We start from the raw sequence: 12933 nt of genomic DNA, 5'->3' as shown, positions 1-12933 counted from the left end.
AAGCTTACCCTTTGTATGTATTACCAATAAAGAGTAGTATCATAAAGTCCGATTAATATCAGAAGAACACCGGCTATAAGCTGAATAATTTTCCCTATTTTTCGGCTCTTTTTCAGTAATGCTCCGTTTAATCCGAGGTAGAAGATGATGAACATAAGGACAACGATTGGTAGAGCAGTTCCTATCGAAAAGAATGTTGGAAACAAGTAACCATAATTATATGAGAAAGATAAAGGGATTAACGTTCCAAAAAATAGAACGAACATGGTCGGACAGAAAGCTAAGGAAAAGAAGAATCCAAGTAAAAATGAGCCAACTTCATTTTGTTTTCGTATAAATTTGATCGAGAAGAAACTTCTGCTCTTTATAATACCTGCCAACATTAACCCCATTAAAATTAATAAAGGTCCAATTATTTTTCGTAACCATGGGAAGTACAAAGTTAATGTTTGCTGAAACTCTTTTCCTAAAAACCATACTAGTAGTCCAATCGTTGTAAAAGCTATTATTTTTCCTAAAATGAATAACAATATATGTTTCCATGCATGTCCTTTTTGTAAAGATTGATTGCCATAAAGTGTAACAGCGCTAATGTTTCCTGTTAATTGGCAAGGAGCAAGGGTTCCTACTACGCCTAATAAAAACGGAAATAATAGAGGTACTGATTTCGTAGCACTCGCGACATCCATTAAAGGAGACATGAGTTGATAGCTCCATTCACTAATTGTTGAAAACACGTTATATTCACCTTTCTAATTAAATTGGAATGCGCCCTCCTTAGTAATCTGCTTCCAAGTTTTCCCCTCATCTGTAGAAAGGAACACATTTGCTTTCATTGTAGCAAATACTATTTCAGATGAATTTTGAGGATTTTGTGATATGTACATAATTGCATCTTTAGAATCTAAAGATGGAGTTTGTATGTTTGTTTCTTCATTTGTAGCAATTGATTTCTTCGTTATCATTTGCTTATTGATAGGGGCGTAAAAAACATCTTCATTACTTAATGTAACTGCTGTCGATTCAAGTGATGTAGAGAATAGTTCAAATGTATTTCCGTAATCTGTAGATAAGTAAACACCATCTTTAGCACTTACCGCGACTACACTAGATTGATCAGGATGTACGGAAAAGGAATGAATTGTACTTGAAAGACCTTTTAACTTACTATTTTTCCAATCTTGTCCGTTGTTCGTACTGAAATAAAAACCTTGTTGTAATTTAGAATTTGGACGCTCATTGTATAAATAAATTGCTTCCGTATTATATCCAACAGCAAGGTTGTGAAAATCAGATTCTCCATAAAACGCTAGCTTCTCGAGGGTATTACCGCCATCAGAACTTTTCATTAATCCTAAAGGATTTTTTAAATTTGCACCTGGTTCAGGATGGCCGCTGGCAAAGAATCCGTTCTTCGTTGCCTGAAACCCCATATAATCATGTAGCTCAGTCTTAGTTTCAAACCATTTTCCATTTTGATAAACTTTTATACCACTGTGAGTGGCAATAGAAACTCCGGGCATATTTCCTGCATAGCCAATTCCATGAATGTGCTCGATTTTTCCAGATGTAGTTTCCTTATAGAAGTTTTGCGGACTCGTATTTACTGTTTCTGTATGTTTTCGTTGAGATTGCAACGTGTCTTTCTTCACTGGTGCTGTTTCGGCGTTGCTAGAACATCCTGTAATGATGAATAAAGAAGTAATTGCTATCCCTGTTGCTACATAATATTTCAAAGTTGTAGCTCCTTTCCTATATATGAGATTTTAAGTATATGGAATAAATGTCAAGAAATTGTGGAGTGGTATGCATAATTTAGATTGGAATGGGCTCTAGTAATGAAAATTTTCCTTTTTATATGAGTACTATCAATTGACGAAAAATTATAACAATAATAGAATGAATTGTATTAGGTAATTAGATTTACCAGTATACATAGAACGCTAGGGGGAATATTATGAAATCAACATTTTTTGCTCAAAATAGAGAACGATTAGTAAACACATTACCAGATGAATCTATTACTATTTTATTTGCTGGACAAGCACCTCATATGTCTGCGGATGCACATTATAAATTTGTGCCGAGTCGAAATTTTTACTATGTAACAGGAATCGAGGAACCAAATGTTATTTTCATGTTGAAGAAGTTTGGAAATAGTGTTGAAGAAACACTGTTCATTGAAAAATCGGATCCAGTCATGGAAAAATGGGTCGGTAAAACAGTTTCTAACGAAGAAGCAGAGAAAATTTCAGGTATAAAGAAAGTGGTATATTTAGATAGCTTTGAAAAGACAATTTCAAATATACTTTTTACAGAAAATGTGAAGCATCTATATTTAGATTTAGAGCGTCGTGAGTGGAATGGTACGGAGACAAAAACGCTTGCTTTTGCTAAACATGTAAGAGAACAGTATCCACACGTTTTAATTGGTAATGTATATCCGAATATTTGTGAATTACGAGTGTTTAAAACAGAAGAAGAAGTTGAAATTATTAAAGAAGCGATTGCTGTAACGAAAGAGGGCATTTACAACGTACTTAAGCATGCAAAAGCTGACATGATGGAGTATGAATTAGAAGCTCAGTTTGATTTCACACTGAAATCATCTGGCATTAAGCATCATGCGTTCAATACAATTTTGGCAAGTGGAAAAAATGCTACAGTTCTTCATTATGAAGACAATGATGCACAAATTCAAAATGGTGATTTAGTGCTGCTAGATTTAGGCGCTCAAAAAGACTACTATAACGCTGATATTAGTTATACATTCCCGGCAAATGGAACATTCTCTATTCGCCAAAAACAAATGTATAATATTGTATTAAAAGCATTGAAAGAAACAACAAAGCTCATTAAGCCAGGAGTAAAGTTTGCTGCATTAAATGAGCATACAAAAAAGGTACTAGCAGAAGAGTGTAAAGCAATTGGTTTAATTCAAGAAGACGAAGAGTTATCAAAATACTATTATCATGGTGTTAGCCATTTCCTTGGTTTAGATACGCATGATGTAGGAACATATAAAGATAGAGTGTTAGAAGAAGGCATGGTTATAACAATTGAACCTGGTCTTTATATTGAAGAAGAAGCAATTGGAATTCGTATTGAAGATGACATTCTTGTAACGAAAGACGGACATGAAAACTTGTCAAAAGATATTATTAGAGAAGTTGAAGAGATTGAAGCGTTTATGAGAGAAAACAATGTAAATGTAAAAAAAGATGAAGTTGTTACGAAATAATCATTAGAAGAGGCGCTCAATTTTGGGCGTCTTTTTATTTTGTTCATTTTAAACCTCGATATTTTTTCGAAAAGCATTTTCTGTTTATAAATCTGATTATGTTCCAAAACCAAACATTCCTAATAAGCCAGAATGAAATGAAGCAGTTATCCTATGGATAGCTGCTTATTCATTTTCGGTGTAAGAGTCAATGTATATGTTGATCATGCCCGGGTGAAGGTGGGGGAGTATGATCTGGGTATGTCACGAATACGGCAACGATAATTGCCACACTAATTGATAGTAATAACAAAAAACGCCGTTGAATAAAAGTAGAAAAGGTGTCTGATAAAAGTTGAATCATACATGACATAGTTATTGTTATCGTAAGTAAAAGACTAATAAACAGTATACTATGAGCTTGTTGAGCGTTTAACATTTCTGTAATCATTGCTCCCATCATACTTGCCATTAATCCAGAGAACATTCCTTCTAAAGCAGTAAATAGGTGAAACCGTAGACCGACTAAAAAACCGACACAACTACTAATCAAAATCGCAAGCAAAGTAGAATTTAGTAATTCACCTTTAAAAAGAATACCTAAATAAAAACCGATACTTAAACCCGTACTCATACTAAAAGACATAATAAATACCATATACTCCATTAGGGTACCCTTGCGTTTAGATATATATGATGTAATAAGAACCGAGATACAACAAAGTGTTAAGGCGGTTAATGTGTAAGCGAACATTATGATACCTCCCTGTCCTATCATTCATTTCATCATATGTTCATATGGAGAGTACTTATGCTTATTTATATCTGCATATTATCTGCACAATTTCATAAATGTAAGCAAGAAGGCTTCTGATTTTTTGGGACGCCTTTTTAATTATGAGCATGTGAATGTAAGAGTTAAATGAAGAGTTTCTATTGTGAAGCCATAAAGAATAAGCGTATAATATTATAGGTCTCCCATTTGCGAGACAAACCGCGAATGATAAATAAGATTGTTGTTTTATCATCGCTTCTAAACAGATAGACAATGAAAGTAACACTGGAATACAGATAGGGAGTTATAAAATGAAATTAATTATTGCCGAGAAACCAGATCAAGGTTTGGCTCTTGTTTCACAATTTAAATATCGCCGAAAAGATGGATATTTAGAAGTAGAAGCGAATGAGTTATTTCCAAATGGAGCGTACTGTACATGGGCAATTGGTCATTTGACGCAGTTATGTAATCCAGAGCATTATCACGCAGAGTGGAAAAAATGGTCACTTAATACGTTACCAATGATTCCTGAACGTTTTCAATTTGAAGTAACAAAGTCAAAGTATAAGCAATTTAATGTTGTGAAACAGCTGTTACATAATCCTCAGGTAACAGAAATTATTCACGCGGGCGATGCTGGGCGTGAAGGGGAATTGATCGTACGAAACATTATTAATCTTTGTAACGTGCAAAAGCCGATGAAGCGTCTTTGGATTTCTTCTTTAACGAAACAAGCTATATACCAAGGATTTAAAAATTTATTAGATGAAGCAGATACAATTAATACGTACTATGAGGCGTATACAAGGTCATGTGCGGACTGGGTCGTTGGTATGAATGCATCGCGTGTCTTTAGTATTTTGCTAAAGAAAAAAGGAATGAACGATGTATTTTCAGCTGGTCGTGTACAAACACCGACACTCGCATTAATTGTAAAGCGTGAAAAAGAAATAGAGAACTTTAAGTCTGAGCCGTTTTGGGAAGTGTTCGCAACCTTTAATATAGAAGGAAAGAAGTATGAGGGGAAATGGGAGAAGGATAGTGAATCCCGCTTACAAGACCCTGATATGGCAAATAAAATTGCAGCATTTTGCCAAGGGAAACCGGCCGTAGTAAAAGAAATGAAAACGGAGCGTAAAGAGTTTCAGCCGCCGTTTTTATTTAATTTATCAGCACTGCAAGCGACAGCTAATAAAGCTTTTAAATTTTCACCGAAAAAGACGCTTGATATAACACAAGCACTATATCAAAAAGGAATAGTTTCTTATCCTCGTTCGGATTCTAACTATGTTACACAAGGAGAAGCAGCGACGTTCCCTGATATTTTACAGAAGTTAAGTCAGTTTGATGAATATAAAGGTTTATTACCAGCTCCAGTTGAATCGATTATGAATAATAAGCGTTATGTGAATGAAAAAAAAGTGACAGATCACTACGCTATTATTCCGACAGAGCAAGTTACAAATCCAAGCAAACTATCAGGTGATGAAAAGAAAATTTACGATATGATCGTAAGAAGACTGATTGCGGCGCATTATGAAGTAGCAATCTTTGACTACACAACGATTACAACTCTTGTAGATGAACGTGCTGAATTCATTTCAAAAGGAAAACAGCAAATTCAAGAAGGTTGGCGTAAAGTTATTTTCCAAGACGATAAAGATGACGAAACAATTCTTCCAATTGTCGCAGAAGGGGAACAAGGAAAAGTTGTAAAGGTGAAAGTGAAAGAAGGAAAAACACAGCCGCCGAAGCGTTATACAGAAGGACAACTTATTACGTTAATGAAAACGGCCGGTAAGTATTTAGAGAATGAAGAGCTGGAGAAAGTATTAAAGAAAACAGAAGGTTTAGGTACTGAGGCAACGCGTGCAGGTATTATTACGATGCTGAAAGACCGTAAATATATAGATGTGCAGAAAAATCAAGTGTACGCAACCGATAAAGGGAAAGTATTAATTACCGCAATCGGTGATAAAATACTAGCTTCACCAGAAATGACAGCGAAATGGGAGCAGCGCCTTGCGGAAATTGGTGAAGGCACAGCATCACCAGCTACATTTATGGAGCAAACGAAAAAGCTATCAGCTAAAATTATTGAAGATGCAGTGGAAATGTATGAGAAATGGGATTTCACTGGACTACATGTTGAATCGATTGAACGAAAAGGATCGAAATTTACAACAGGGAAAAAGGTTGGTAGCTGTAAAAAATGTGATGGCGATGTGATTGATAAGTCAACGTTTTACGGTTGTTCTAACTACAACACGACACAATGTGATTTTACCATTTCGAAGAAAATATTAAGCAAAACAATTTCGCAAAAGAATATGACAAAGCTTTTAAAAGGTGAGAAGACCGATTTAATTAAAGGCTTTAAAAAGGGCGAGAAAATATTTGATGCGAAGTTAGAGTGGAAAGATAATAAGATGAATTTTGTGTTTGAGAATTAAGTGGTGTCAATAAATAAAAAAGTTCTTTCTTGAGTAAAAGCTTCTGTAACAGACTAGGTTTGAAAAAATATTTATAGAAAAGAAAAAGCATGACAAATTTATGTCATGCTTTTTCTACAATTAGTCAAGCTATATTTATCTGGAACATCTGGGTATGAAGGTGCATTGTATATGGTGGAAACAATTTTCCACCATATTAATTTAATATAGCTTGGTCCAATTGAAGTGTCCAAAAGGAAAAATTAATTAGACTGGGGAACAATTAACTAGGCTAGAGAAAAATCAGAAGGAAATAATTTTCCGTTAATTCTGTTAAAATTCTGATTTGAACATTAAATAAAATCTCATGAATAGAAGGCTTGATTTCAAAATAAATTATATGAATGGGAGTGTTGTAAATTAGGTAGAAGTATAAATATTAACAAAGAACATGTTTTGAATAAAGCTACGTATTTATTCTGGAAAAAGGGTTATGACGCTACATCCATTTCATATCTTTTCAACATAGTGACCTAATACATAACAATTGAGATAATTATAATGAATACTGTCTTTAGCTGGTTATTTGTAAATTCTAGGAACTCTCTGACCCAAGTTACAAGCAACTTCATACGATATGGTTCCTAACATATTTGCCACTTCATCTAATGATATGAAATAATCCCCTTGACCTCCATAAACTACCACTTCATCACCAATATTTACATCCTTAATATCAGTAACATCAATCATACAAAAATCCATACATATTCTACCAAAAACAGGAGCTATTTGTCCGTGTATAAGGACATAAGCCGTTCCAGATAATCGCCTCGAATACCCATCTGCATAACCAATTGGAATAGTTGCAATAATTGCTTTATCTCTTTCAATGCTAGTTGCTCCATATGATACGCCATCCCCCTTCTCAAGTGTCTGGATATAGATGACTTTGGTTTTTAACTGCATTGCTTGTTTAAGATTAACTTTTGTTTTATTCACCTCTTTAGATGGATAAAGGCCATACATAGAAATACCAATACGAACCATATCGTAGGTCATATCTGGCATTTCTATTGTTGCAGCACTATTGGCAATATGAAATATGGGAATAGAAACTTTTTGTTTCTCCAATTCTTCCAATAACCTTCTCCATCGGTTCTTTTGCTTTTCTGCATACCGTATGTCGGCTTCATCTGCGGTAGCAAAATGCGAGTACACTCCTTCTAGATACAGCCCATCCATTTTTGACACGATATGGATAAAATCACTTGCTCCTTCTGCTTGAAGTCCCAATCGTCCCATTCCTGTATCGACTTTGACGTGAACCTTTGCCTTTTTTCCTAAGATTTGCCCAGAATTTGATAAAGCTTCTGCATGTTCCATATCAAAAATTGATTGTGTTAAATCCCAATAAACAACATGATTCGATGCTGATGGAGGTGTGTATCCAAGTATAAGTATAGGTGCCTGAATATCTGATTTTCGTAGTTTAATAGCTTCTTCTAAACTGGCCACCGCTAGATAATCCACTCCACTATTAATCGCTTTTTGGGAAACCTCGACAGCACCGTGCCCATAACCATTCGCTTTTACGGTGGCCATTATTATTGTTGAGTTAGGTATTATTTTTCGAAATTCACTAATATTATGTGAAATGTTACTAAGGCTAATTTCAGTCCATATTGGTCTATACATCATTTCCCCCCACTTTAGGTGAATTTTCAATGATCGTTTCAAGTAGCTCATTAAACGGATTGCCCACTGATTGTGAACTTTTTAAGAGCAGACTTTTTTTCGTCTTCCTAGGGAATTAATTAACTTCCAACACATAAGGGAGACTATACAGGACGGCCGTCTGTAAGCTTAAAGGCGTTAAACATTATATTCATACCATTGCTAAAATTTTTACATACCTGCACTAATCCAAAAAGGTCCACACAATAAGTATTTTTACGGTCTTATGGTAGGGTGTGGACCCACCATAATAGATGGTAGCTAGAAAATATGATGGTGGGTCATCCCCCTTTAGATTAATTAAATTCAAATAAATTGTATAAGGAGTTATTCTATTAAATGGCCCAATTGTTAAATAACATGACCAGCATTTTTTAAACAACTTTATTATGTTTTAAAAGAATTTATTGTAAATTAAAAATTTTTTTATCTCTGGACATTTTCATTTACTCTTACATTTTGAAACTTTGAGTTTTGTTCTTCATCTTAAATATGTGTTAGAAAATAAATTTAGTAATAAAAGAGCTACTATTGCTAAAATAAAAATGTTAACGAGCCTATATCAAGGGTTGAAACCAGAAGTAGCGAAATACTTAGAAGAAAAAGTCTACTTTCATAATAAATAAATTTCTAATGTGGTAAATAAAATGTGATTATTTTAAAAGATACTGATTCATAAAAGAGTAGTAAAAAGCAAATCGAAGTTGCTGTTATCTTATTTAAAGTGGATGAAAATATATAAAGGAAGATTAGATATTTTAGGATTGCTTAGAGTTTATTTTTGGCTAGGAAACTTATATATTTATCATTACTATTTCGTGAGTCATAAGGTACATTTTACAATTTACAGGTGAAAAAATATTCCTTTATAGGTGAAGGTACTTTTTATGTCAGGTATTTTAATTTTAAAAAACTATGAAGCATAAAAATTCGGAAGAAAAAGTTCTTTACTTTGGGACAAGTGGTTTCAACAAATAAAAAAGTATGCCAATTAAACTGTACCCTATAGAGTAGACACTGAAAAAATCTATTTTATAGGGAACTTCTTTTATATAAAGGGAAAATAAGGAATTAGAAAATGGAAATAAGCAATTAAGAGAACAACCAAAAGTAGCTTACATTAATGTTTGTGGAAGTATGCAATGAAAATATCGTAAAAAATAATAAAAATTTATTGTAAAACGATAAATTTTATATTAAAATCAAAAACATAATAAATAAGTGTGGTGCTTTTTATAGAAAAGGTAACAACGTTATTTTTAAAATTAGAGGAGGTATAAATATGGACATTAACAATTTGATTATTGAAAATATGGATAACCCTCATGAGTTGGAGAGAATGTATAGAAAAGACCCGAAAGCTTTTAAAAAGTCATTCTCACAAGCATGGGATGAAAACCCTGATTCTCAGCTTCTAGCTGCTTGGTATGAAAGATTGAATTTCAAGGAGACGGCAAATAAAGAAAAAATATCGCTGTTTCAAAAAGGTTTCTTATTCATGGGCATGTTAGCTATTCTAGCTGGGCTAAGCACTAGAATCATTTTCCACTTTGTCGAGCAGGAAGCAATTGCTCCAATTAACTTGGCTTTTGGTGTAATTCCCTTTATTGCTGCTTATTTTATTTACAATAATACTCCGAAAAAAAGTATTATTTATTTCCTTGCAGCGTTGTTCTTAATTGCCGGGTTGTATCTTAATATGTTGCCATTAAATTATAAAGACAGCAGTATCCTTGCGTATTTACATCTTCCTATATTGTTATGGGTCTTATTGGGACTTGCGTTTACAGGAAATGAATATTCAAAAGGCAGTACAAGATTAGCGTATATTAAATTTAATTTAGAATATTGTCTTCTCTACGCGAGTATGGCAGTGAGCGGAATGGTACTAGCAGTATTCACGATGAAGTTATTTAGCTTCGTTGACTTGGATATAGGAGAATTCTATTTTAGTAATGTTGTTTTATTTGGTGCTGCGGCTCTCGCTATTGTGGCTACATACTTAGTATCAATGAACCTTAAACTTGCTAAAAATATTACACCATATATAGCTAAAATTTTTAGTCCGCTTGTACTGATTACATTGTTGATCTATCTTATAACGGTTATATGGAGTGGAAAAAATCCATTCTTGGACCGCAATTTCCTAATGGCGTTCAATGGAATACTTCTTGGTGTATTGGCCGTTACCATATTTTCTATTGTTGAAAGTGACTCAGACGAGAAAAAGAGCATTTCAGATTATATAAATTTTGCCTTAATTGTTCTGGCGCTTATTATTGACACTGTCGCATTATCAGCCATCGTATTCAGACTTTCTTCTTACGGGATTACACCTAATAGACTTGCTGTTTTAGGCATAAACATACTGATTTGGGCAAATCTCATTTGGATTATGTTTTCCTATATGCGTTTTCTACAAAACAAATCAGGACCGACAGCTATCCAAGATGCTGTTACGAAGTATTTGCCAATCTACGGACTTTGGGCCGCTTTTGTTATATTTACTTTTCCTATAATTTTTAATTAGATAGGCTTTGTTAATGTAACGACAAGCTAATTTTCTATAACGTATAAAATCCTTAGAGCCGATAATTATCGTTACTTCTATAATTTCTCAACAATAAAAAACGTCCCAAATTTGGACGTTTTTTTATGTATATTGCTGCTTTTTCTTAATAAGTAATAACACTTGTGATACACAAGCTAGTACAGGTAGTTCTATTAATGGCCCAATAACTAATGCGAGAGCAATAAGAGGCTCATCTGGAAAAGCTGTTACAGCAATAGCAAGTGCAACAGGTGAGTTTCTTGCTAATGTTGTTAAGTTTAAACTTACTGTATCTTTATAAGATAAACGCATCATGCTTCCGATAAATTGTCCGAGTACGAAATTAATGATGAAGAATAATAGAACAGGAATGAGTAATAGTAAAACGACATTCATATTTTGTAGTAAATATTTACCTTGTGATGCAAACATCGCTACGATTGCTAAACTTAAAAATACAATTTGAGCAGAGCTGAAAAACGGAATGAGACTATTCTCGAGTGTTTCAGCTTTTTTCAGTTTATTCATAATGAATTTTGTAGCGTGTGCAAGTATAAATGGTAAGACGATTACGATAACAATACTTTCTACTAAAACAGAAACAGATACAGTCTTCATGACACCAGCAAATAAAAATAAATAAATGGGAAGGAGTAGTACTTGCAAAATTAAATTTACAGGCAAAATGGCAGTAGAAAGTGCTACATTTCCTTTCGCTATTTCAGTAAAGATTAAGTACCAATCTGTACATGGAGTAACCATTAACATAATAAATCCAACCCAAAGTGCTGGGTGATCTGAAAGAAATAGTGCACCTAATCCCCAAGCGAGTAAAGGTGTCCATACAAAATTAATAGTAAGGCTCGTTCCAGCGAATTTTAAATTGCGGAATCCATTTTTTATTTCTTTCAATGGAATGCTGAGAAATAATCCATACAGCATGAAAAATAAGAAGGGGACAATAAATTGCTCTGAATACATATGTATCAAATTAAATTGTCCGAGTACGATGCCGCATGTAACAGCAAAAAGAATAATAAAAGTTTGAATCTTTTCTATAGTGCTCATGAGTAAATCCTTTCTAAATATGAATTGCCCTCTCTACATCCATTATACAAACAATAAAGTTACAATGGGTGTATGAATTGTATTGTGGTCATTATTTTTAATTTGAGATATTATTTTTTATTTAAAGTTACTTGACTAAAGTAAGTCACTGTATTACAATCACTTACATAAGGTAATTAAATAACAAAAAGTTTTTTGTGTTTTTACTTAAGGTATCTATTGGAACTTTTTACTAGAATAAGAATTTTTATGATGATGAATAATGAATATGATAAGAAAGTTTAGGTGAAGAAAGTGGGACTATTTAGCTCATTATTTGGTAAAAAAGAAGAAAATACAAAAGTAGAGGGGAATAAAACAATGTCAAAAGTATTATTTGTAAAAGCAAACGATCGTCCGGCGGAGCAAGCAGTTAGTTCAAGAATGTATGAAACATTTGTAAGTGCTTATAAAGAAGCGAACCCAAATACAGAAATTACGGAGTTAGATTTATTCGCATTAGATCTTCCGTATTACGGAAATATCGCTATTTCAGGTGGATATAAACGTAGTCAAGGAATGGAGTTAACAGCAGAAGAAGAGAAGGCTGTAGCTAAGGTAGATCAATATTTAAATCAGTTTTTAGAAGCTGATAAAGTTGTATTTGCGTTCCCACTATGGAACTTCACAGTGCCAGCACCATTAATCACATATATTTCATACTTATCTCAAGCTGGAAAAACATTTAAATATACAGCAAATGGCCCAGTAGGTTTAGCTGGTGATAAGAAAGTCGTTGTATTAGGTGCGCGTGGTTCGGATTATTCTTCAGAACAAATGGCTCCTATGGAAATGGCAGTTAATTATGTAACGAATGTGCTTGGGTTCTGGGGAATTACAAATCCAGAAACTGTTGTAATTGAAGGGCACAATCAATATCCAGATCGTTCACAACAAATTGTTGAAGAAGGTTTAGAGAACGTTAAGAAAGTAGCGGCAAAATTTTAATTGATAGTAAATGTAAAAAACCAACATGGATGACCATGTTGGTTTTTTAGTCTATTTCTATGTTAAAAAATGTATATTTATAAAATAAATGAAAAGTTTGAAAATAGTATTGCAAAATATTATATGACAAACTATAATAAATTCAAGAATAGTTGATAGT

Annotated in this window: 9 protein-coding genes; 4 read left to right on the top strand and 5 right to left on the bottom strand. The window is 33.5% G+C overall.

What is annotated here, in order from left to right:
- Positions 1 to 20: 20 nt before the first annotated feature.
- Entirely contained in the window at positions 21 to 737 is a 717-nt protein-coding gene (locus tag MNO09_RS21635) for an urease accessory protein UreH domain-containing protein (protein WP_000493103.1), read from the bottom strand.
- Between the two features lie 15 nt (positions 738 to 752).
- Positions 753 to 1736 (bottom strand): F510_1955 family glycosylhydrolase, encoded by a 984-nt coding sequence (locus MNO09_RS21630; protein ID WP_088107105.1) that lies wholly within the window; start codon positions 1734 to 1736, stop codon positions 753 to 755.
- Positions 1737 to 1957: 221 nt separating this feature from the next.
- On the opposite strand from MNO09_RS21630, the gene MNO09_RS21625 reads away from it, so the two are divergent.
- Positions 1958 to 3241, top strand: coding sequence for an aminopeptidase P family protein (locus tag MNO09_RS21625; protein WP_088107106.1), 1284 nt, complete (start codon positions 1958 to 1960; stop codon positions 3239 to 3241).
- A 187-nt stretch (positions 3242 to 3428) separates the two neighbouring features.
- On the opposite strand, the gene MNO09_RS21620 is transcribed toward MNO09_RS21625, so the two are convergent.
- Complete coding sequence (locus MNO09_RS21620; protein ID WP_088107107.1) at positions 3429 to 3974, bottom strand: hypothetical protein; 546 nt, start codon at positions 3972 to 3974, stop codon at positions 3429 to 3431.
- Positions 3975 to 4306: 332 nt separating this feature from the next.
- Here MNO09_RS21620 and topB point away from each other — a divergent pair, with 332 nt between their 5' ends.
- On the top strand, positions 4307 to 6451 hold the full coding sequence (topB, locus tag MNO09_RS21615) for a DNA topoisomerase III (RefSeq protein ID WP_000766761.1): 2145 nt from the start codon (positions 4307 to 4309) through the stop codon (positions 6449 to 6451).
- A gap of 561 nt (positions 6452 to 7012) precedes the next feature.
- Here topB and alr read toward each other — a convergent pair.
- Positions 7013 to 8128: an alanine racemase gene (gene alr, locus MNO09_RS21610; protein ID WP_000286224.1), complete on the bottom strand. Its 1116-nt coding sequence runs from the start codon at positions 8126 to 8128 to the stop codon at positions 7013 to 7015.
- 1321 nt (positions 8129 to 9449) lie between these two features.
- On the opposite strand from alr, the gene MNO09_RS21605 reads away from it, so the two are divergent.
- Positions 9450 to 10697: a DUF4153 domain-containing protein gene (locus tag MNO09_RS21605; RefSeq protein WP_000354055.1), complete on the top strand. Its 1248-nt coding sequence runs from the start codon at positions 9450 to 9452 to the stop codon at positions 10695 to 10697.
- A 123-nt stretch (positions 10698 to 10820) separates the two neighbouring features.
- On the opposite strand, the gene MNO09_RS21600 is transcribed toward MNO09_RS21605, so the two are convergent.
- A complete protein-coding gene (locus MNO09_RS21600) occupies positions 10821 to 11786 on the bottom strand; it encodes an arsenic resistance protein (protein WP_000103800.1) in 966 nt (321 codons plus the stop codon).
- Positions 11787 to 12080: 294 nt separating this feature from the next.
- On the opposite strand from MNO09_RS21600, the gene MNO09_RS21595 reads away from it, so the two are divergent.
- Entirely contained in the window at positions 12081 to 12773 is a 693-nt protein-coding gene (locus tag MNO09_RS21595) for an FMN-dependent NADH-azoreductase (RefSeq protein WP_000522525.1), read from the top strand.
- Positions 12774 to 12933: the final 160 nt, after the last annotated feature.

The organism is Bacillus sp. N5-665, assembly GCF_022637375.2.
Classification (GTDB): Bacteria; Bacillota; Bacilli; order Bacillales; family Bacillaceae_G; genus Bacillus_A; species Bacillus_A wiedmannii.
This window is presented reverse-complemented; position numbering and strand designations above follow the sequence as displayed.

What these genes read in the sequence shown, in the direction of transcription:
- MNO09_RS21625 (WP_088107106.1), top strand. Translation starts at nt 1,958, where the DNA reads ATGAAATCAACATTTTTTGCTCAAAATAGAGAACGATTAGTAAACACA.
- MNO09_RS21620 (WP_088107107.1), bottom strand. Translation starts at nt 3,974, where the DNA reads ATGTTCGCTTACACATTAACCGCCTTAACACTTTGTTGTATCTCGGTT.
- topB (WP_000766761.1), top strand. Translation starts at nt 4,307, where the DNA reads ATGAAATTAATTATTGCCGAGAAACCAGATCAAGGTTTGGCTCTTGTT.
- alr (WP_000286224.1), bottom strand. Translation starts at nt 8,128, where the DNA reads ATGTATAGACCAATATGGACTGAAATTAGCCTTAGTAACATTTCACAT.
- MNO09_RS21605 (WP_000354055.1), top strand. Translation starts at nt 9,450, where the DNA reads ATGGACATTAACAATTTGATTATTGAAAATATGGATAACCCTCATGAG.
- MNO09_RS21600 (WP_000103800.1), bottom strand. Translation starts at nt 11,786, where the DNA reads ATGAGCACTATAGAAAAGATTCAAACTTTTATTATTCTTTTTGCTGTT.